Origin of the sequence: Nocardia huaxiensis, from assembly GCF_013744875.1 — a bacterium.
Lineage (GTDB): Bacteria > Actinomycetota > Actinomycetes > Mycobacteriales > Mycobacteriaceae > Nocardia > Nocardia huaxiensis.
In genome coordinates, this window is sequence record NZ_CP059399.1 from 6,651,980 (window position 1) to 6,671,554 (window position 19,575).

Annotated in this window: 21 protein-coding genes; 2 read left to right on the forward strand and 19 right to left on the reverse strand. The window is 66.8% G+C overall.

Annotated features, from left to right (window positions below; all coding sequences use genetic code 11):
* Positions 1-44 precede the first annotated feature (44 nt).
* Together H0264_RS30245 and H0264_RS30250 are read right to left on the reverse strand one after the other, a co-directional pair.
* Positions 45-1,439, reverse strand: coding sequence for a hypothetical protein (locus H0264_RS30245; protein WP_244975992.1), 1,395 nt, complete (start codon positions 1,437-1,439; stop codon positions 45-47).
* A gap of 117 nt (positions 1,440-1,556) precedes the next feature.
* On the reverse strand, positions 1,557-1,991 hold the full coding sequence (locus H0264_RS30250) for a hypothetical protein (RefSeq protein ID WP_181580703.1): 435 nt from the start codon (positions 1,989-1,991) through the stop codon (positions 1,557-1,559).
* 347 nt (positions 1,992-2,338) lie between these two features.
* On the opposite strand from H0264_RS30250, the gene lexA reads away from it, so the two are divergent.
* Complete coding sequence (gene lexA / locus H0264_RS30255) at positions 2,339-3,001, forward strand: transcriptional repressor LexA (RefSeq protein ID WP_420832119.1); 663 nt, start codon at positions 2,339-2,341, stop codon at positions 2,999-3,001.
* A 68-nt stretch (positions 3,002-3,069) separates the two neighbouring features.
* On the opposite strand, the gene H0264_RS30260 is transcribed toward lexA, so the two are convergent.
* The 4 genes from H0264_RS30260 to H0264_RS30275 form a co-directional block, all read right to left on the reverse strand.
* Complete coding sequence (locus H0264_RS30260; RefSeq protein WP_181580705.1) at positions 3,070-3,870, reverse strand: DUF4389 domain-containing protein; 801 nt, start codon at positions 3,868-3,870, stop codon at positions 3,070-3,072.
* A gap of 104 nt (positions 3,871-3,974) precedes the next feature.
* On the reverse strand, positions 3,975-4,439 hold the full coding sequence (locus H0264_RS30265) for a DUF2231 domain-containing protein (RefSeq protein WP_181580706.1): 465 nt from the start codon (positions 4,437-4,439) through the stop codon (positions 3,975-3,977).
* A 255-nt stretch (positions 4,440-4,694) separates the two neighbouring features.
* Positions 4,695-5,288, reverse strand: coding sequence for a hypothetical protein (locus H0264_RS30270; protein WP_181580707.1), 594 nt, complete (start codon positions 5,286-5,288; stop codon positions 4,695-4,697).
* A 160-nt stretch (positions 5,289-5,448) separates the two neighbouring features.
* The gene (locus tag H0264_RS30275; protein ID WP_181580708.1) at positions 5,449-7,122 is read right to left on the reverse strand and encodes an alpha/beta hydrolase; all 1,674 of its coding nucleotides are present in this window, start codon (positions 7,120-7,122) and stop codon (positions 5,449-5,451) included.
* A 261-nt stretch (positions 7,123-7,383) separates the two neighbouring features.
* Between H0264_RS30275 and H0264_RS39095 the strand changes: the two genes are divergently transcribed.
* On the forward strand, positions 7,384-7,506 hold the full coding sequence (locus H0264_RS39095) for a hypothetical protein (protein WP_276514516.1): 123 nt from the start codon (positions 7,384-7,386) through the stop codon (positions 7,504-7,506).
* A gap of 57 nt (positions 7,507-7,563) precedes the next feature.
* On the opposite strand, the gene H0264_RS30280 is transcribed toward H0264_RS39095, so the two are convergent.
* The 13 genes from H0264_RS30280 to H0264_RS30340 form a co-directional block, all read right to left on the reverse strand.
* Positions 7,564-7,872: a hypothetical protein gene (locus H0264_RS30280; RefSeq protein WP_181580709.1), complete on the reverse strand. Its 309-nt coding sequence runs from the start codon at positions 7,870-7,872 to the stop codon at positions 7,564-7,566.
* A gap of 111 nt (positions 7,873-7,983) precedes the next feature.
* Entirely contained in the window at positions 7,984-8,943 is a 960-nt protein-coding gene (locus H0264_RS30285) for an acyl-ACP desaturase (protein WP_181580710.1), read from the reverse strand.
* 140 nt (positions 8,944-9,083) lie between these two features.
* Entirely contained in the window at positions 9,084-9,695 is a 612-nt protein-coding gene (locus H0264_RS30290; protein WP_181580711.1) for a hypothetical protein, read from the reverse strand.
* A 19-nt stretch (positions 9,696-9,714) separates the two neighbouring features.
* Entirely contained in the window at positions 9,715-10,620 is a 906-nt protein-coding gene (locus H0264_RS30295) for a hypothetical protein (protein ID WP_181580712.1), read from the reverse strand.
* Positions 10,621-10,632: 12 nt separating this feature from the next.
* On the reverse strand, positions 10,633-11,262 hold the full coding sequence (locus tag H0264_RS30300) for a hypothetical protein (RefSeq protein WP_181580713.1): 630 nt from the start codon (positions 11,260-11,262) through the stop codon (positions 10,633-10,635).
* A gap of 25 nt (positions 11,263-11,287) precedes the next feature.
* Positions 11,288-12,241 carry an MlaD family protein gene (locus H0264_RS30305; RefSeq protein WP_181580714.1) on the reverse strand — a complete coding sequence of 318 codons (954 nt, stop codon included), beginning with the start codon at positions 12,239-12,241 and terminating at the stop codon, positions 11,288-11,290.
* Positions 12,238-13,395 (reverse strand): MlaD family protein, encoded by a 1,158-nt coding sequence (locus H0264_RS30310; protein ID WP_181580715.1) that lies wholly within the window; start codon positions 13,393-13,395, stop codon positions 12,238-12,240. Before H0264_RS30310 ends, H0264_RS30305 begins: the two co-directional genes overlap by 4 nt.
* 5 nt (positions 13,396-13,400) lie before the next feature.
* Entirely contained in the window at positions 13,401-14,570 is a 1,170-nt protein-coding gene (locus H0264_RS30315) for an MlaD family protein (protein ID WP_220139867.1), read from the reverse strand.
* A 3-nt stretch (positions 14,571-14,573) separates the two neighbouring features.
* Positions 14,574-15,632: an MlaD family protein gene (locus H0264_RS30320; RefSeq protein ID WP_181580717.1), complete on the reverse strand. Its 1,059-nt coding sequence runs from the start codon at positions 15,630-15,632 to the stop codon at positions 14,574-14,576.
* Complete coding sequence (locus H0264_RS30325) at positions 15,629-16,633, reverse strand: MlaD family protein (protein WP_181580718.1); 1,005 nt, start codon at positions 16,631-16,633, stop codon at positions 15,629-15,631. Before H0264_RS30325 ends, H0264_RS30320 begins: the two co-directional genes overlap by 4 nt.
* Complete coding sequence (locus H0264_RS30330; protein ID WP_181580719.1) at positions 16,630-17,775, reverse strand: MlaD family protein; 1,146 nt, start codon at positions 17,773-17,775, stop codon at positions 16,630-16,632. The genes H0264_RS30325 and H0264_RS30330 overlap by 4 nt, the downstream gene beginning before the upstream one ends.
* 3 nt (positions 17,776-17,778) lie before the next feature.
* Positions 17,779-18,639, reverse strand: a complete 861-nt coding sequence (locus tag H0264_RS30335; RefSeq protein WP_181580720.1) for an ABC transporter permease — start codon at positions 18,637-18,639, stop codon at positions 17,779-17,781.
* Positions 18,640-19,536 carry an MlaE family ABC transporter permease gene (locus tag H0264_RS30340; RefSeq protein WP_181580721.1) on the reverse strand — a complete coding sequence of 299 codons (897 nt, stop codon included), beginning with the start codon at positions 19,534-19,536 and terminating at the stop codon, positions 18,640-18,642.
* Positions 19,537-19,575 lie beyond the last annotated feature (39 nt).

Consider the following 19,575-nt stretch of genomic DNA (forward strand, 5'->3'; position numbering starts at 1 on the left):
GCGGACGCATTCGGCGTGCGTCCGCCCGGGTCAGCACCTGTCAATCACGCCGTCAACTGCCACAGACTGGTCATATCGGCCACCAGGTCCGGCAGCCGCCGCACCAGCCGGCCATCCGCGAGTTTGGTCGAAAATGGTTCCGCCAGAACGGGTCTCGCGGCGGCCTCATTTGCGGACAGCTCCAGATAGCGCGGCAGCAGGTCGCCGACGATATAGGTCCACCGCGTGTCGCGATCGGCCCAGTTGAAACTGGGCAGGGGTGTGCGCAGCGACATCCCGCCCGCGGTCAGCGTGGTGGGCGCGAAGACCCCGGGCGCGACCACGCCCGGCACGGCAGCCTTGCCCGCGAGCGTGCTGACGTAGGTCATCACGCGACCCATGACACCCCGGCCCTGGGAGGTCACGTCCCACTGGTCGGCGATGATCTGGTTCTGCTCGCGATCGGTCATGCGCAGGGCGGCGTCGGCCAGCCCCGCCGGGGTGCCGGCGTCGATCTCGCGCCATGCGGTGACCGCGTTCTCGTCGAGCACACCGGCCCGGTACATCTCCTCCACCGCGGCGAGGCCACCGGCCGCGTATGCCTCGTGCATCGGCACCTGGTCGATGAAAATATGCTTCTGCATGATCATCAACCGGGTCTGGTACCAGGTCAGATCCTCGGCGGTGAGCCGCTCCCCCTCGGTGCCGAGCAACCGGATGTCGGTGGGCAGCAGATCGAGGAGCTCACCCGGCGTGCCGCGCAGCAGATCGGCGACCGTACTGCCGACCTGGTGAATGCCCGGCACCGTGAGAATCCCGGCCACATCGCCCATGTCGAAGAAGCCCGAGGCGAACGAACCGCCGGCCAGCCCGGCCAGCCCGACCCAGTAGAAGTCCGGGTGCGCATTGTTGAGCCGGAAGTAGTTCACGTACACCTGCGTGAACGTGCGCGAATTCGCCGGAACACCGCGATCCGGATCCCAGGTGGCCAGGTCGATATCCGCATTGCGGGTGGCGACCGTCAGCCAATACTGGTGCAGCAGTGTGGCATACCGCTGCGGCGCCACACCCGCCGCGCGCGCTTCGTCCAGGGCCGTGCGCAACTCCTCCGGATTCATGGGCAGCGCCGGATTCAGCCCGCCGCCCCCGGCCCCGTCACCATTGGTCGACGGCAGATCCAGATAGGCCAGGTAGCCGGATTCGGCGTGGGCCACCGGCACCATCGCGAAGCCGACCATCAGACAGGCCGCGAGCAGGCCCGCGATCCGGGACAGCCGCGCGACGCCTCGCGGTCCGCGCGGCGACGCCTGCCGCCGGACGCCGTGTCCCACCTCGGCGATCGTGCGGAATACCGCCGGATCGTCATCCCCTACCATCCGGCCGATGGCCGCCGCTCGCGCGAACCCTCTTGCGGTGCGCGCCGTTCCGATGCGGTTCGGCGCGAAAGTATCCTCCGTCACAATTCGGGGACGCTAGCAACGCGTTTCAGTTTTCAATCTACATATTCGGCCACGCCGGTGGCCGAGCATCTCAATGCGAAAACTCGGTTACATGCCCGCTACTGCCGAGGCGCCGCGCTAACGCGAGGGCGCGATGCCGTCGATCGGAGCGGGCGGCACGATCGACACCTCGACCGCCGGGGCCGGCTGCGGGCCGAAGTTGCCCGCGCGCAGTTGCGCCAGGCCGATGAGACCGGCCACGGCGAGGGCCGTCATGAGGGCCGAAAGAGCCAGGGCGGCAAAGCCGATCTGGGCGCGCTGCACGCGATTCAGCGGATGGACACCCCGGGCGCGCACGGCGGGTCGCCGGGCGATGACATGGGCGCGTCGTACACGCGCGCGGTCGTGCGCGACCGACTGCCGCGGGGCCGAACAGGTCTGCCGAGTGGGCGCGGAACGCCAGGCGGCATCGGCCGCACGGGTGGGCGCGCGATGCGCGCGCAGCTCGCGCGGGATGTTGCTGAAGCCGAGATCGCTTGCCAGAGTGTCGAATTCGCTGACCGCGGTGCGCATCGAACAAACCTCCAAGTGTGGACGGACCGGATGATGCCGGACGATTGACTCGATCATGTGTTCGAAGAACTGATGTTCGAATTTCTACCACGGCCGACCGACAATGTCAGCTAGAAACGCGACATGCGTCGAACAGATGTTTGATCAGTCGCGCCCGGCCGACTACAGTCGAGGCACGAGATCTCCGGACGCGTGGTGAACAGCGCCGGAGCGAAATCCGGTGAGGCACAGCAGTGAACGGAGGGACGGCGGCGGTGAGCGAACACGGCGGTGTGGAAGGTGACAGTGGGCCGGTCGGTCCCGCCGGCGACGGCGACGCCGAAACATCGGGTGGCGGCGGCACGGATCTGACCGTCCGCCAGCGCAAGGTCCTGGAGGTCATCCGCACCTCGGTCAGCGACCGCGGCTATCCCCCCAGCATCCGGGAGATCGGCGACGCCGTCGGTCTCACCTCGACTTCCTCGGTGGCGCACCAGCTTCGGGCGCTCGAGCGCAAGGGCTATCTGCGCCGCGATCCCAATCGCCCGCGCGCCGTGGACGTGCGCGGCCTGGACGAGACCGCCATCCGCGCCACCTCCGGCGTGGCGCAATTGCGTGCGGTCTCCGCCGATTCCGAGGTCTCGGGCGAGCACCCCGAACCCACCTATGTGCCCGTCCTGGGCCGGATCGCCGCCGGTGGCCCGATCCTGGCCGAGCAGGCGGTGGAGGATGTCTTCCCGCTGCCGCGCGAGCTGGTCGGCGAGGGTTCGCTGTTCCTGCTGAAGGTCGTCGGTCAGTCCATGATCGACGCGGCCATCTGCGACGGCGACTGGGTCGTGGTCAGACAGCAGAACGTCGCCGAGAACGGCGACATCGTGGCCGCCATGATCGACGGCGAAGCCACCGTGAAGACGTTCAAGCGCACCGGCAAAGACGTGTGGCTGCTGCCGCACAACCAGCTGTTCGAGCCGATCCCGGGTAATGACGCCCAGGTGCTCGGCAAGGTTGTCACGGTCATCCGCAAGGTCTGACCGTGTCCTGCTGTCGTGACCCGGTGGCCGCCCCGCAGACCGGTCCCCGGGGTCACGACAGTCGTCCACTAGCGCTGGCTGGTGCCCACCATCGAGTACTCGTCGTCATTCGACCGGGAACCGGAAGCACCCTGGGTGAAACTCGACAGAATCCCCAGAACGAGAATGACCCACAACAGGATTCGCGCCCCCTGGGAGACCAGCAGCGGCCGGGTCGGAGACGCCGCGGCATAGCCCGGCGGCATATCGGTGCTCGCGATCGGGGCGGGCCCGTCGCCGAAGACGCCCTTGAGATAGGTCGGCGTGAGCATGTACCAGTAGGACTCGGTCCGCACCTGGTTGCGCAGCACCGCCGCCGTCGCCTGGAAGATCGTGTCCGGCATGCGGCCCATGATCAGCACGATCAGCCACAGGATCAGTGAGATCACCATCCAGCCCGAGACGAACCAGGCGGTCAGCAAGAGGATCGGCAGCGCCAGGAAGAAGCGGAACAGCACCGCCATCCGGTTCAGCGGCGTCGGCGCCGGAAACCACACGCGCACCGGATGGTCGACGGCCACATCCATGGTGAACGGCGGATAGACATCGACCATGAGCATCAGATAGGCCATGACCCGCGTGCTGTAGGCGAGGTAGGAGCGCAGGAAGTCACCGCACCACGGCGGCAGCGCGCCCGTGAACAGCGCCGCGAACCATCCGATGATGGCCACCACCGTCGCGGCCAAGCCGAGCGCCCACACCACGATCAGCTGCGGGATCGCCAGTATCAGGCGGATCAGCACGGTCCAGCGCCGCTGCGTCGGCGGGGTGAAGACATCCAGCTCGACCGTTGGTTCCGGTACGGGCTGCCAAGCGGTGGATCCATCCATGGCGACACACTCTCTTCCGAGTTCGGCGGAGCAGCACTCAATCGATCGATGTGCTGTCAGCGTCGCATATCGCCTGGTCGAAACCGGTGAGACATCCCGGAAGGCTAGCTGTCGGCAATGCCGCCCCACACCGCGCGTGAACCGGAGTCGCCGACCCGGTAGGTCTGCACGGTCGCCGCCGCGCCGGCCGCCACCACCAGCACCGCGACGAGGGCGAGCACGGCCCGGCCCAGGGGTCTGCCGCGCTGTTCACGCAGCCGGACCACGATCAGGAGCGCGGCCGCGACCGGCAGCGGGACAACGAAATACAGCATCTGGTTGCCGAGATCGGCATGCTCTTGAATCGCCGGAGCGGGACCGAGCTTGCCCTGCAACCACTCCCCCGCCTCCGTGGTCAGCGGCGTCAGTCCCACCACGAGCACCGCGAGCCCGGCCGCGAGCCAGAGCACCCGGCTGCGCGCGGCGGGCCACACCGCGCACGCGATCAGCAGGACTGTGGTCAGCGGCACCAGCACGACGATCGCGTGCACCAGCAGGATATGGGCGGGCAGTCCGGCAAAGGTCGACATATCAGCACCCTCGTTCGGCGAACCGTTGCGGCGATACCTGAACAACGTAGGCCGCCGATGTCCGGTTCGCCTGCGCCACACACAGATTGCCCAGCCCCATCACCTCGCGAGTCCGCCTCCCATCTCACCGATGGCACAACCGCGACAGTCAAAAACGCTCACCCAGTAACGGGGGCCGGGGGCAGAGCCCCCGATACCGGGGGTCCGGGGGCGGAGCCCCTGGGAAAAGCACAGAGCCCCTGGGAAATTACAGCCCTACTCCGGGCGTTGTGCGGGGATCAGCTGGGTGGGGGCGTCGTCGCCGGTCATGGCCGGGCGCGGCGCGGGTTCCAGGGGTGTCGCGTGCGGTGCGGACTCACCGGCCAGGGCGGGGCGCGAGGCGGGTTCGGCGGCCGGTGGGAGGGCGACGCCGTGCACGAAGCCGAGCAGCTCGTACTGGGCGCCGACCGTCATGACGGCCGTGTTTTTGTCCTGCGCAATGAAACCCATGTTGTAGCCGATGACGCGGCGCAGCGATTCCATCCAGCGATGGTCCAGCACCCGGCAATCCGCCCACGGAAAGTACTCGAGTCCGGTGCGCAGATAGAACCGGTCGCCCACGCGCGCCTGGCGCAGCAGATCCAGCACCCAGGCGTCGATGCGATTGGACTGGGCATTGCGATAGATCCGGGCATGCGGCGCGACGGCCGCGTTCGCGAATGCCTCGAAGGAATTCAGCAACTCACCCGGAAACTCATCGATGCGGACGAAACCGACGACATCGAGACCCTGCAACTGTTCTGGAAGTTGGGCGGCAATCCTGCGCTCGTCGTGCAGTTTGAACTTCCTTCTAATGTCTTCGGTGCGCATTTATCTCCGACTTCCCAACCTCTGTTCACCGAACACTAACACGAACCCAACCGTTTCAGATCCCAGTTGGTCTCATGACCAGAACAAGGTTTGGCAACGGCCGCAACGCATCGGCAATTCATCGCACAATGGCTGCGGATGCGGTGTGAGTCACGGAAGCTCAGCGGTCATAGACGCCCGCAATAATTTCGCCCTGAGTGCGCAGCCCGGGATTGTCCGCATCCCAGTAGCTACCGTGCGCCCACGGATCGAGCGGTATGCCGCGCAGCAACGGAAGGTCGAGCGTGGCGCCCGAGGACGTGAAAACCGTTGCGCCGAAGAGCGGATCGGCGGGGCTGACGCCGTGGGCCACGCCGCCGAAATACGGGATGGGATCGGCGCCGTCGGCGGTGGCGAAGACGTGCTCGTGATTGTCCGCGGGCGCGATGCCCTCCAACCGGAGGTCGGAGACATGCCCGGCCTCCACCCCGGGACTGCCCGCGAAGATCAGGTCGTCCACCGCCAGCGCGCCGCCGTCACCGGCCGCCACCCCGATCAACGTGCTGCCGTAGCTGTGGCCGACCAGGGTGTTGTGCGAGGGCAGACCGTCATGGGTGGCGCGCAGGCCGTCGGTGAAACGGTCCAGTGCCGGGCCGCCCTCGTCGGCGAACCGATCCAGCAGGGCGTCGCCCAGTCCGGGTGGGGAGTCGTAGCCGTACCAGGTGATCACCGAGGTGCGGGCGGCCGGATCGGCGAACCTGGCGGAGTAGAAGAGCGCCGAGGCGCGCTGCACGCCACGGGTGAGGGTGTCGAGGGTGGAATCGGTGCCGGGGACGAACGCGGCGACATTGCGGGCGGAGTCCGGGTTGTTCATGGCGATGGCGGCGTGACCGTCGTCGTCCACGGCCAGCAGCAGGCGGGACGCGAGCGCGGAGTCACTCGCGGCGAGGACGGAATCGTATCCGGCAAGCCGGTTTTCGAGTGCGATGCGCGCGTCGGTCCATTCGATCAGGCGCACCCCGTCGGCGTACCCGGTCGGGAGGTTGCGGTCGCGAACCCAGTCGGGGTGCTCGCATTCCAGCGCGGTCAGCTGGGCGCGAACTGTCTCTCGCTGGTGGTCGATCGCGAGGCGGTTGTAGTAATCCCGTGCGACAGCGGGAATCCCGTCCCGATTCCCGATAGCCGGGTCGTAGGCGAACAGCGCGTCCCGGTCTGCCGGTGACAGTGACTCCCACAGAACGCACAGCAGCTTCGGATCCTCCGGCAGGGCGCCGGTACCGGCGAGGCAGGCGAGCACAGTCGGATCGCGCGGCTCCGGATCCGGCGCGGCGGCCAGGGCGTACAGGGTTTCGGCGGCGGCCGACAATCGTTCGCCCAGATGCTGATCGGTGTCACCCGCTTGATGCAACAGCGGCACGAGACGCGCCTGCAACGCGGCGGCCTCGGCGTCGAAGCAGACCTGGAGCGCCAGATCCACCACCGGGTTGCCGCTGGCGGCGCACGGCGGTGAAACCGATCCATCGTCGGAGAGCTCGCAACCCTTGGCGGCGGCCTCCCGCTCGATCTCCCGCACCGCCGCGCGGAACCCATCCAGCGCAGCGATATCGGCGAGTGCGTCGGCGATATCGATCAGCACCGCGCCGATATGGTTCGCGCGCAGTTGGGATTCCAGCAACCGCAGCGCGGCAGCTGTCGCCGACGACCCTTGCCAATGCGCCAGCGCCGCATCGACTCCCCGGCCCACCTCATCCATGGCCGCCCGGAACCGTCGATTCGCCGACACCACAGCCTCACTCGCCACCGCCGCTGCCAGCGGCCGCCACCGCAGCACCTGCGACACAGCCGCTTTCGGCACGCCCCCTCCTCGTGAGACGAACAATCGAGCACGCGGACACCGGCATAGCAGCCGACCGGCCCGGTGCCGACTGGCTCCGTCCCGGCGAACCGGTCATGGAGGTCCGCTACCAAGCGAGGGCGAACCTCCGCGGATCGGGGCCCGCCGGCAGCTGCTGCCCAGCCCTCGAACGGACCCGCACCGCTGGCAGATTCAGGCCGCCGGAGCCAGGACCCCAGCCTTCGATCCGTCCCGGACCGCCGGCACGGATTCGGACCACCAATGCTGGTGCGACGGACCTACTGCCGCCAAGGCGCGCAGGCCGCCGGTGAGATCGATCCCCGGATCGGCGCGGTGCGCCAGACGCTGATCGGCGGACTGCATCCGGGCGCTCATCGCCCCTGAGCGCACGCCCGGCCGGAGCAGCTGCCAGATTCCGGAAATGGGACGCACCGGTGGAACTCAGGCGGTGCCGTGTAGGTAGGTGTCGAGTTGGTCGGCGAGGGCCTGGTCGGTGGCTTCGTAGGTGGTGGCGCCCTGGTCGGTGGTGGCGGCGAGGGTGTTGAGTTCGTCGGCCATGCGGCGTAGGACGGTGAGCAGTGGGGCGGTGACGTCCACGGCTGCCGAGCCGGTGGCGGAGTTGGGCATGGCTTGGCCTGCTTGGGCTATGAGGTCTACCGGGTCTATTCCGTTGATGGCGCCGGATTGGGCGCGCAGGCCCGTGGCCAGTGTGCGCAGGGCCTCGATGTCGGCCCGCAGCATGTCCCCCATGGTGGTTCCCCCTTCTTCTGTGCCCACCCTAGTTGTGGCGGGGCACGCGCGCTGGGTGCGCGGCGTATCTGTGGACGAACAGGGAGTTGTCCACAATCCGGTGATACGGGCTCAGGCCGATTCGCGTTCGCGGCGCGCGGCGTCTCGGGCCAGGGCGCGGTCGCGGTGCTCCTCGAAGCGGATGACGTCCTTGCCGAGTTTGTCGAGGAAGGTGGCCAGGTCGTCGCGAATGCGCTCGCCGCGCGGGCCGAAGTCGTTGCGGTCGAAGATGTTCCATTTGCGCAGCACCGGCAGTACGACCTCGTCGAGGTGCTGGCGCAGATCGTAGATGCCGTGTTTGGCGATGAGCACGCTGTTGCGGCGGAAGTCGGGCATGCCGGCGCCGGGCATGCGGAAGTTGCGCAGCACCTGCGTGATGGCGTCGAGGGCGTCGTCGGGCACCAGGTTCAGGGCCGCGCCGCAGAGGTTGCGGTAGAAGACCATGTGCAGGTTCTCGTCGGCGGCCACACGCTGCAGGATGCGGTCGGCGATCGGTTCGTCGCAGACCCGGCCGGTATTGCGATGGCTGACGCGGGTGGCCAGTTCCTGGAAGGTCACGTAGGCGACGCCGTGCAGGACGCTGTTGTCGCCGGTGCCGGTGGCATTGTCGACACCTTGCGACATGCAGATCATGCGCGCCTGCTCGAGGGCGACCGGATCCACGCCGCGGGTGACCACCAGGTAGTCGCGCAGCACGATGCCGTGCCGGTTCTCCTCGGCCGTCCACCGGTCCACCCACGCCCGCCAGGCGCCGTCGCGGGTGAACGAATCGGAGATGAGCCGGTGATAGGAGGGCAGATTGTCCTCGGTGAGCAGATTGGTGACCAGCGCCGCCTTGGCCACCTCGGACAGCTCCGATTGCGCGGGCTCCCAGTCGATTCCACCCATCGCGGCGAAATTGCGGCCGCGATCCCACGGCACGTAATCGTGCGGATGCCATTCCTTGGCCATGGATAGGTGCCGGTTCAGATTCTGCTCGGCGACGGGTTCGAGTTCGGTCAGTATCTGCAGGGGCGTCAGGGAATTCACCACGGTCGTGTTCCTTGTTCTCACAGTGACGCCGAACGCCGTTGTCCCGCGAACTTTCGAAATGCTCTGCACGACTATCGTTCCGCGAGCCTACCCGGATATCGCGGCCACCGCCGTGCCGTGGCCGCGATCAGCATTCCGGCTCATTTCGCGGGCTGTGTGGCGGGCAGGCCGGGCAGGCCCGCGGCGGTGTCACCGGCCCCGGTCTTGGCGGTGATGTCCTTGTACCCGAACACTTTCCACGTTCCGTCGATCTTCATGAGGTCGACGTATTCGGTGACGGACCCGGTGGTCGGCTCGACCTGTTCAGGGGCCTTGCCGGTCAGCTGCACCACCGCGATCATGCGGATCAGCGTGTCGTTCTGGCTCACCACGGCCGCCTCGCCGACCGTGCCGGTCATACTGGCGCCGGCCTCGGTGAGCAGGCTCAGCATCGCTTTCGTGTCGCGCACTTGCTCTTTGAGGGTGTCGGTGGTGGCGGCGGTCATGGCGGTGTTCCATTTCGACATGCCCTTGTCGTTGACGGCGTCGACGGTATAGGCGACCGCCAGGAATTCCGAACCTGCCTTCAGGGCGGCATCGTGGTCGGCGGTGGTGGCCTGCCGGGCGGTAGCCGTCGACGCGAGATCGCTTCGCTCGGAAGCGAAATAGCCGGCGGCGATGAAGAGTCCGAGGGCGAGCAGTGCGGCCAGGGTCACCGCGGCCACCACTACCGGCATGCGGACCGTGCGGACGGTTTCATTGATATCGATCATGGGATTTTCGAACCTTCGGTCAGCGGGGCGCGTCGGGGGCGGGCGCGGTGGTGGCGGGCGCGTCGGTGCCGGGTGCGGCCGGGGTCGCGGGCACGGCCGGCATACCGCCCGCGGGCCCGTAGCCCTGCACCTTCCACACACCGTCGATCCGCCGCATATCGATCAGCGCGGCGCTGTTGGAGACACCCGGTTGTGCGGCAGCGGGATCGGTGCTGCCGGTGGATTCGATGACCGCCAGCAGGGTGACCGCGTCACCTTCCTGCGACACCGGGCCGATCTCCTTGACCACGCTGCTCATCTCGACATTGGCATCGACCAGCTTCTCCAGCACGGTCCGCCACTGCGCCAGCTGCTCGTGCATGCTGTCGCTGGTGGTGGCCAGCACCGCGGTGTCCCAGCGGGTCAGGCTGCCGTCGTTCACGGTGAACATGGTGGTGAGGAATTCCGAGGCAGCCTTCGCCGCGGCGTCCCGATCTGTCTGCCGCGTATCGGCGGCGGCCACCGTCTCGGCGGCATTGCCACGCTGGATCGCGAAATACGCACAGACGGACCCACTTCCACCGACCAGCAGGGCCGCCGCTAGCGCGGCGACGAGCATGCGCGGCCTGGTAAGCGGTACCTCCCGCTCACGCCAGGAACGCGGCCGTCGCCGCCCCGCTGACAGCGCAGACTGCCGCGCGCCGCCCTTCTTCGCGACCCCGCCCTTCTTCGCGACCCCGCCCTTCTTCGCGCCCCCAGCCTGGTCCGCGACCGCGGCCTTCGTCGCGACCTCGCCCTTCCCCACCTCGGGCTGGTCCGCGCCCTCGGCCTGGTCCGCGACCTCCGTCTGATCCGCGACGGGCTCGGCTGCCTGTGCCTTCACCGTCTCGACGACGCCCTCGGCATCGTCCTGTGCGGCAGCCGTTTTCGTATCTGTCGTACTCATGGTCAACGGCTCCTAGCGCGGCTGGTCGGGGACGGTGGTGGCGGCGGAGGTCGACGGGTTGATGATCGACTCGCTGCTGAGGGCCTGGTCGCCGCGGCCGGAGTCGGTGGTCTTCCACGCGCCGTCGACCTTGCTCACCTGCACCCAGACCGCCGAGGTGGTCTGCACCGGGTCGGGTGTCTGGAAGTTCTGGGTCTTCTCGTCGATCTGCGCGGTCACCCGGACGGCGCTCTCGGTCTGCACCGCGCAGGCGGCGTCCGCCACGGTGGCCGATTTCTGCAGCTTGCCCGCCGTGATCAATTGCGTATTGGCGTCGGCCACTTTCGAATCGGCGAAATAGTCGTGCACCGGCCCGGAGGTCAGCGCGGCCATTTTCTGCGTCCACTCCTCCGGCTTGCGATAGTCGAAGTTGTTGGAGGCCAGCAGGAAATCGGTGCCCGCTTTGATGGCCGCCGTGCAATCGGCTTCCTTGCGCCGCATATCGGCCAGCGTCGCGGTCAGATCGTCATTGCGATCGGACAGCTCCCAGTTGCGATATGTCATCATCCCCACCACGGTCGCCACCACCAGCAGGGCGGCGGCCAAACCCAACAGCGGAATCGGAATTCCGTTGTCGCTCCATTCTTTCCAGCGTGTCTTCATTGATGTACCCCTGTACCCCGTGTGCTCAGTGCGGTATGTCGACCAGCAGCCGGAAGCCCTTCCCGTCCGGGAAGGCCGCCAGCAGCCCGTCCATGGTCTTGCCGAGATCGACGTAGCTGTTCTCCAGCGGATCCAGCAGATAGGGCCGGATCACCTCGGCGGCGGGGCCGAGGCTGCCGAACAGCTGCGTCAGGTACCGCATCAACCGCTGCCCCAGCGGAATGAACGGAATCACCTGTGTCCCACCGCTTTCCTCGGTGATGGAGATGAGCTGATCCAGCAGCACCGGCAGTTCCGGCAGCAGGGTGCGGCCCAGCCGCTCCGCGCTCGAGCGCAGCAGCACCAGCTTCTCGCCGGTGGATTCACCGGCCGCGCCGCCGAGGAATTGCACAAGTCTTTGAATCAGTTCGCGGTTCTGCCGCAGTGTGGTGGCGAACATGCTGCCGGAGTTGACCAGCTTCTCGATGCTGGGTCCCACATCCTGGATGGCGATATCGGCGCCGGCCAGAATCTGGTTGATGGCATCGGGATTGATCTGCGCCATCACGCCCTGGATGCCGCCGAGGGCGCGCGCGATGGACAGCGGCTGCACCACCTGCGCGGCCGGGACCACCGCGCCGTCGCCGAAGTACGGTCCCACAGCCGATTTCGGCGCGAAATTGATGTACTGCTCCCCCACCGCGGACAGGTTGGCCACGGTCACCTCGGCGTCGAGGGGAATCCGGTAGCTGTCGTCCACTTCGAGACCGGCCAGAATGCCGCCCTCGGATTTCTCCAGCAGCCGCACCTTCCCCACCTGCAGCCCGTTCAGCGTCACCGGCGAGGTCTGCATCAGCCCACCCGAATTGGGCAGCAGCACACTGAGTTTGTAGGTGCCCTGCCCGGGTTTGAAGTCGAACACCCCGTAGGTGAGGTAGGCGGTGGCGGCCAGTGCCATGAGCACCATCGCCAGCCCGGAGGCCATGATCTTGCGGGTCATCGCATCAACCCCACCAGTTTCAGGACCGGATTCACCCGGTCGCGGAAGGCTTGTTCATTGGCGGCGGTGATGCGCGCGTCCGCTTCCGGATCACCGGTCAGCGCCGAGGCCGGGGTCTGCGGCACCACCTCGCTGAGCGCGAAGGAGGGCAGCCCGCGCGCCGACAGGAACGGCACGATCTTGTTGGACAGCAGCGCGTTCACCGCTTCCAGCGTGCGCGGCACCTCGTCGGGTGTGGCGATGAGGGCCTGCGCGAGCGGGGTCCACACATCGAGGAACCGGTTGATCATGGTGACGCGCTTGCCGACCTTCGGATCGCTGGTGTCGATCAGCACCTGACCGGCGTAACCGGCCAGCCCGCGGATCTCGTCGACGAAGTACAGGATGTCCGGCAGTACTTTCTGGACGACGTCCAGCAGGACCGGAGCCTGGTCGAAGACGAACCGCCACACGTCCTCGGCCTGCCGGAAGGTCTCCAGCGCGGCGGTGGCGTTGTTGAGGATGGCGCTCAGTTCACCGGTCTGGGTGCCCATCCGTTCGATGGTCACCGTCAGCTTGGACATGAATTCCCGGAAGTCGCCGGAGTCGGCCGGGAACGCCTGGTTGACGCTGGAGACGAAGCTCTGCACGAACGGGATGTTGCCGCCGGTGACCCAGCCGACCACGGCCGTCATGTACTGCTCGACGGTGCTGGCCGGTTTGGTCTGGGTGATCGGGATGACCCCGCCCTGCCCCAGCATCCGCCCCGAACCCCCTTGCGGGAGCGTGAGTTTCACGAAGGTGTCGCCGAACAGCGTCTGCTGCGCCATCTCCACCCTGGTCTCGACCGGCAGCTTCACCGCCGAGTCGATGGCCAACACCGCGGTGGGCTGGTAGTACGGCTGGTACTGATCGGCGGGCAGGCCCGGCACGTTCGCGTCCGGCCGGGGCCGCACGCTCACCGATTCGACGATGCCCACCTGCGCGCCATTGAGTTCGACCTTGGTCTTCAACGGCAGCGACAGCACATTGCCGAATTCCACCCGCACCTGATAGGTCGGTTTGCCGTAGCGGGTGCCCGGCAGCGGCATGTCCAGCGGCCGCACCGCGCAGCCCGTCACCGACGACACCGTCACGACACCGAGAACTGCTATCCGCCAACGTTTTCCACGCATGATGTTCACCTCCCACCGGCTGCCGACAGCATCAGCTGCACCAGGCCCAGATCCACCGTCTCGCCGTCGGCGAAGTTCCGATCACATTGCGGGAACCAGGGTTTGGCCATCGAGCACACATCCCGCGCCAGCGCCGGATCGATGCGGAAGCTCGGCGGCACGTACTGCAGCCGGCCCGCGCCGAGGTTCTGGTCGAACAGGCGCAGCGCGCCCTGTACGCCCTCCGGCACGCTCTCCAGGAAGTCCACGGCATTGCCGGTGTGATCGAGGATCTGGAACAGCACCGGCATGAATCCGTCCAGGCCGAGCATGATCAGCCGGCCCCACTTGTAGATGAGCAGATTGGCCAGCGGCGGCACCCACACCGCGATGTCGCCGATGATGGCGATCAGATCCGGTCCGATGCGATTGACGATGTTCAGCGCGTCGGTGACCGCGTCGAGCAGGAAGTCGCCGTCGCTGATCCCCTGGTCCAGGTTCTGGCTGATCTTGCGGAACTCCTTGAGCACCGCGCCCAGAATGTAGTTCGCGCCGGAGGCCGAATCCCCGAGAATGTCGGACAGATTGCGCACCGCGCCATTGAGCGGCACCGCATTGTCGTGCACCTGCTGGGCGATGCGCTGCAGCGAGTCGCCGAGCACATTCGGCTCCTTCTCCTGCAGCGGCGCGTCGTGCGCCTTGCCGGTCACGTCCTCCGACAGCTGCGCCACCGCGCGCATGGCCTCGGTGAAGCCGACCGGAGTCTTGGTGCGGTCGCGGGGAATACAGCTGCGATAGTCGAAGGTGCCGCCACCGGTGAACGCCGGGCCGAGCTCGACTCGCCGGTCGGTGACAATGGAATTGGCGATGGTGACCGCACCGAGCTTTTGCGGCAGGCGCACCTTGCGGTCCACCTCCATGCGCACCACCACACCGTCGGCGCGCGGCTCGATATCGACGATATTGCCGATCTGGATGCCCAGCATGGTGACCTTGTTGCCCTTGTAAAGACCGACGGCGTCACGGAATTCGGCGCACACGGCGATGGGGACGTTGTTGCTGTCGTAGTACTGCTTGCCGGTGAGGCCGACGACGGTCGCCATCACCACCGCGATCACCGCGACCATGGCCCGGAGCCGACCGCCGCGGCTGTGCGGGAGAACCGATCCGCGGAAGGCGCGCAAGAGATTTCGCATCGCTCAGCACCCGGCCTTTCCCTGCGGGCACAGCGGGGTGTCGGTGACGATGGCCCCCGAATGATCGACGGTGACGTAGGGGTTGTCGGAGTTGCGGGCGAACCATTCGAGCAGCTGCCGCAGGTTGGTGCTCATGCTCGCGAGGGCGTCCTTGTTGCTCACCAGCTCGGCCACCGATTTGTCGATGGTGTCGTAGAGCGGTTCCAGCGCCGGGCCGAGCTGTTCGTCGGCGAAGCGGAAGATCGGTGTCAGATAGTCGAAGAAGCGGCGGATCTGGCCGACCATGGTGGCCAGCCCGTCCCGGTTCGCGGCGACGATGCGGTAGATGTCGAGCACGTGATTGCCGGCCAGCTGCAGCCGATCCAGCTTGTTCACCAGCGTTTCCAGGTATTCCTTGGCGACGTCGAGCGCGCGGGCGAATTCGTCGCGCCGCTGTGCCACCACCGCCGACAGGCTGTTGACGCCGGTGAGGATGCCATTGAGCGCGTCGGGCTGTTCCTCGAACGCGCCGGCCAGTTTGGCGATGGTCTCGCGCAGCTTGCCCGCGTCCAGGGCGGCCAGCGACGGCGTCGTCGCCTCGAGGACGGCGCCCAGGTCGTAGGGCGTCTTGGTGCGCTCGCGCGGAATCACCCGGCCCGCAGCGGTATCCGGCCCGGCGGGTTCCACCGACAGGTAGCGGCCGCCGATCGGGGTCAGCAGTTTCACCACCACCCGCGAGTCGATGCCCACATGCACGGCGCTGTCGAGGCCGAAGGCGATTTCGGCGTGATCGCCGACCAGGGTCACGCTGCGCACCTTGCCCAGCGAGATGCCCGCGACCCGCACGTCGTCGCCGACGCGGACGTCACCGGAGGTGGCGAATTCGGCGCGATAGACGGTCTCGCCGAAGGGAATCACGAAGGCGCCGACGGCGGCGACCAGCGCGGCCACCGTCACCAGGATGGCCGCGATGCCGATCCGGAATTCGAAGCGCCGCTGCGCGTCGGCACTGCGAACCGTCAAGCGCGGCAGCCTGATTCGTGGCAGCGCGGTCGGCTTGCGCTCCAGGGTGGACGTGGTCATCGGCATTCCCCCATTCGCTCGACGCCCATGAGAATCGTGGTCGGAATCGGCAGTCCGCTCAGGCAGCTCCACCGCTCCCCCGCCTTGGGTTCGAGGGTGAGGCTGTTGACCGCCTGCATGGCCATGGGCACCGCCGCGAGCGTCTGACGGATGAAGGTGACCATGTCCTCGCCGAGCAGCGAGTTGTACAGCCGTTCCATACCCGGGAAGTTGTCGTAGTAGATGCCGGCCAGCCGATCGAACAGCGGCTGGAAGGCGCCCATACCCGGAATCGCTTCGTCTATCAGCTTTTTCAGGGTGTCGAGCTTGCCGTAGAGCGCGTCGACCAGATCGAGCAGCTGATCGATCATGGCGTCGATCTTGGGCGACTGGCCCTCGAACCGGGTGAGCAGGCTGGAGAAGTTGTCGGCCAGCAGCGCCACCACCGGTTCCTGCTTGGCGGCCACCGCGATCACCTGGTTCAGGCCGTCCATGACCGGGCCCAGACCGCGCCCGTCGCCGGAGACCACCAGCAGCAGGTTCTCCAGGAACTTGTCCACCGAACCGGAGGACAGGGTCTCGAAGATGGGCCGGATGGCGTCGAAAAGCTCGGAGATGTCGAAGGATCCGTGGGTGCGGGTGATGGGAATGGTGGTGCCGGCCGGAATCTTGTTGCCGGGGGCCACTTTCTGCTGCAGCGCCAGATACCGGTCGCCTATGAGCGAGGCGAACAGCACCGACACCTCGGTGTTGTCATAGACCTCCTGGCCTTCGGCCACACTGAATTCCACGTAGGCCACCGACCCGTCGAGCTGGATATTGGTGACCTTGCCGACCTGGACGCCGGCCATGCGGACGTCGGAGCCCTTCTTGAGGCCCGACACGTCGGTGATGTGCGCGGCATAGCCGCGGACCTGTTCCTTGACCGGGGTCTGCAGAGCGGTCCAGATCATCGCGCCCATGACCATGATGACGACGGCGACGACGCTGAGCCGGATCGCCGCGGAACGAACCGATTTCATCGCTGCCCTCCCTGAGTGCCGAAAAGCCCACTGGGAATGGTCAATCCGGGAATCTGCGGCAGATTCGACAGCAGCGGCGTTCCCGGCGGCGCCGTCTGCGCCCCTGCCGCAACGACTTTCGGGTCACCGGCCAGATAGGGCAGGCCCGCGAGCAAGAGTTGCACCTGAAGTGAGACCGTCCCATCGGGATTGGTGACGAAGGCTTTGTCGACCTGGCCGAGCAACTGCGGCAGCCGGGTGTAGAAACTGGTGAGGCCGCCGGCCGCGCCGCTGATCGGGTGCAGAATGCTCAGCACCGCGTCGATGAACTGGGTGAAGCCCGGTTGCGGCACGATGCCGAGCGCGTCGCCGATCACCTGCCCGATGAGGGTCACGATGGCTTCCAGATCGTCGTGCCGCTCGGTGAGGAAGGCGATGCGCGCCGACTGCGCGCGGAAGACCTCGAGTGCGCTGCGCGCGAAGGACTTCGCGTCCTCGCTCAGCCGCGCGCCCTCCTGGATTCCCGGCCGGGGATCCAGGCCCACCAGAATGTCGTCGCCGACCTTCATGCGGCCGATGTCGATGGCGGTGCCGATCATCTTGCCGATACCCTCGGCGCTGCCCTCGAAGGAGAGCACCGCACCGATGCGCGCGGCCGGACCGGTGTCGATCTTGGCCAGCTGATCGCCGACCATGCGGATCACCGAGGTGACGGTGACCGTCTTGGCGTCCTTGGGCAGAGTGACGGTGGCGCCGTCGCTGAGCCGATTGCCGCGCGGACCCAGATAGAACAGTTCGACGGCGGTGATGCCCAAAGTGTTCGACGAGATGAACCGCGCCTGCATATTGTCGGCGAGGAATTTCGCGGCCTCGGGCTCCACCTTGATCTGGAGCAATTGCTTTTCCGCGCCCTGGGTTTCGATCCTGGAGATCGAACCGATGCGCAATCCGTCCATCTTGACGTCCGCGCCCTCGACGACGCCCTCACCGACCTGTTCGGCCTCGATATTGATGGTGAACTTCGGTGAGAAGCCGCCCTTGACGTAGGTGGCGAACAGCATTGAGACCACCAGCAGCACCGCGCCGCCGACAAGGCCGGTCAGCAGCAGCTGCCACGGTTTGGGACCGCGCCCGTTGATGGCTTGAAATCTGGCTATTCCCATGCGCTATCCCGTTATTCGAATATCGCTGACGAACATCCCCCACAGCGCGGTGGTCAGCGTCAGATCCAGAATGATGATCAGCACCAGGCTGGCGCGAATGGCACGACCGGAGGCGACCCCCACGCCCTCCGGCCCGCCCGAGGCGTAGAAGCCGTAGTAGGAGTGCACCAGAATCACCACGACCACGAAGACGATGGCCTTGAACAGCGAACGGAAGATGTCCGCCGGATTCAGGAAGGCCTGGAAGTAATGGTCGTAGGTGCCCCCGGCCTGACCGTGCACCACCTTGATGAAGAAGGCGGTCGCGAAATAGCTGCACGCCAGTGAGGCCAGGTAGACCGGGATCACGATCAGCACACCGGCGATCACGCGCGTGGTCACCACGAACGGAATCGGTTCCACCGCAGTGGCTTCCAGCGCGTCGATCTCCTCCGAGATGCGCATCGCGCCCACCTCCGCGGTGATGCGGCAGCCGGCCTGCGCGGCGAAGGCGATGGCCGCGATGAGCGGGGCCAGTTCGCGGGTATTGGCGAAGGACGACAGGAATCCGGTGAGCGGCCCCATGCCCAGCATGTCCAGCAGCCGGAAGGCTTCGATGCCGATCATGGCGCCGGTCATGAGACCCATGAACACCACCACACCGACGGTGCCGCCGCCCACGATGACCCGGCCGTTGCCCCAGCCGATATCCATGAAGACGACACCGATCTGGCGACGATAACGATGCAGCGTGCGTGGCACGGCACGCAATACGTGATAGGCGAAAGCGAATTGATGACCGAGCGCCACCAGGGGCACGATGCTGTTACCGGCCCGCTGGATCGAACGTTCCCCCAGCGCCCGGTATTTGGATGGCACTACCATTCAGAACCCCATACTGTCCGGGAACCAGATCGTCAGCAGCTGGGTGATGAGCACATTCGCGGCGAAGGTGGTCATGACGCCCAGCACGACGGTGGCGTTCACGCAATCGGCCACGCCTTTGGGACCGCCGGAAGCCTCGAATCCGCGCTGGCTGGCGACCAATACCACCAGCAGTCCGAAAATCGTGGTCTTGACGATCGCGATAATGAGATCGCTGGTGCTGGCGAACGCGGCGAAGGAATTGAAGAAGGCCCCCGGCACCCCGCCCTGAATGAGCGTCATGGCGTAGATCGTCGACATGCCGACGAAGACGACGAGCACGCACATGAGCGGACCCACGATGAACATGGCCGCCAAGCGCGGCGCCACCAGGCGATGATTCGGATTGATGCCCAGCGTGCGGATGGCGTCGATTTCCTCGCGGATCTTGCGGGCGCCCAGGTCCGCGGCCACCGCCGCGCCCACCGCGCCACCCATGAGAATGCCCGAAACCATGGGCGCCGCTTGGCGAATCACGCCCAGCCCGCCCGCGGCGCCGGCCTGCGAGGTCGCGCCCACCTGGGCGGCCAGTGAACCGGCCTGCAGCTGGATGATCGCGCCCAGCGGCACCGAGATGAGGATCGCCGGCCAGCCGGACACGCTCATCATGAACCAGGCCTGCGAAAGTGTTTCGCGCCAAGGGTGATTCAGCTTCGCGATATCGCGCACCAGCCCGTAGCCGGAGTCCACGGCGAGCAGCACGAGTCGCCCGAAGGTGCCGATCGAGCCGAGCAGCGTATTCCACGCCCACGACACCAGGGCCACGATCGGCCGCAGGATGGGCGGAAACTGCCGGCGCGGGGCCGCGAGTTCGTCGTCGATATCCGGTCGACCGTCCTCGACCGCTATCGCATCCATGTCAGCCCTTTCCGGACGCCACACATGTGCATTGCATAC